This is a genomic window from Pedobacter sp. 01N416 (assembly GCF_056399685.1).
In genome coordinates, this window is record NZ_JBFTRT010000930.1 from 1 (window position 1) to 1,008 (window position 1,008).

Genomic DNA, 1,008 nt, shown 5'->3' on the forward strand with positions numbered 1-1,008 from the left:
CTACAAAATTGCCCGATGGTTATATTGGCCCTGTAAAAAACAAACCCGTTTTATTAAGCAACGGGAATCTCTTTGCACCATCGAGTAAAGAAGGCGACGGTTGGAAAATTCACTTCGAGGTAACCAAGGATAATGGTAAAACCTGGAGAACCGTAGGCCCATTGCCCGAAAATGGAATCAAAGCCATTCAACCGAGCATTTTACAACATGGAAATGGAAAATTGCAGCTATTGGCCAGAACAGCAAATCGAGCCATTGTAGAATCCTGGTCTGAAGATAACGGCGAAACCTGGTCGGTATTAACCAAAACATCATTACCCAATAACAACTCCGGTACAGACGCCGTAACCATGAAAGATGGCCGCCACGTATTGGTTTACAACCATGTTTTGCCTCCGGGCGATTTAGCCAAAGGGCCACGTACTCCATTAAATGTTTCGGTTTCAAAAGACGGAAAAAAATGGTCGGCCGCATTGATTCTGGAAGATTCGCCCATCAGCCAGTATTCTTATCCTGCGGTGATTCAAACTGCTGATGGCATGTTACATTTCATTTATACCTGGAGAAGAGAGAAAATTAAACACGTTGTGGTTGATCCTTCGAAGCTAAAATTAAAGAAAATCAAAAATGGGATCTGGCCGAAACTGAAAGGTTATACGGCTCCGGTAATTACTGAAACTAAAAATGAGGAGGGTTAAGATGATAGATTCAATGAGATACGTCATTTCGAGGTTGTTGCGATCGTCATTGCGAGGAGGCACGACGTGGCAATCTATCCTGTCAAGAAAGATTGCTTCGGCTGATGAACTATTTATTTGTCATGGATTTTGCGCTCGTCATGCTGAATTTATTTCAGCATCTTTCATGTTAAGCCGCCTTGCTATTAAGACCCTGAAACAAGTTCAGGGTGACGATCGATCGATTGGAAGAAAGATAAGTTTAGCATTAATGCTGCTTTTCTCCATTTCTTTAGCCACATCCGCCCAAATCCAAAACACCGATAACTTC

1 protein-coding gene is annotated in these 1,008 nt (G+C 42.5%); it reads left to right on the forward strand.

Annotated elements, in window-relative coordinates; genetic code table 11:
- Positions 1-698 (forward strand): sialidase family protein (locus tag AC1DND_RS28470; RefSeq protein ID WP_477586281.1); only part of this gene is annotated, 698 nt, incomplete at its 5' end.
- Positions 699-1,008: the final 310 nt, after the last annotated feature.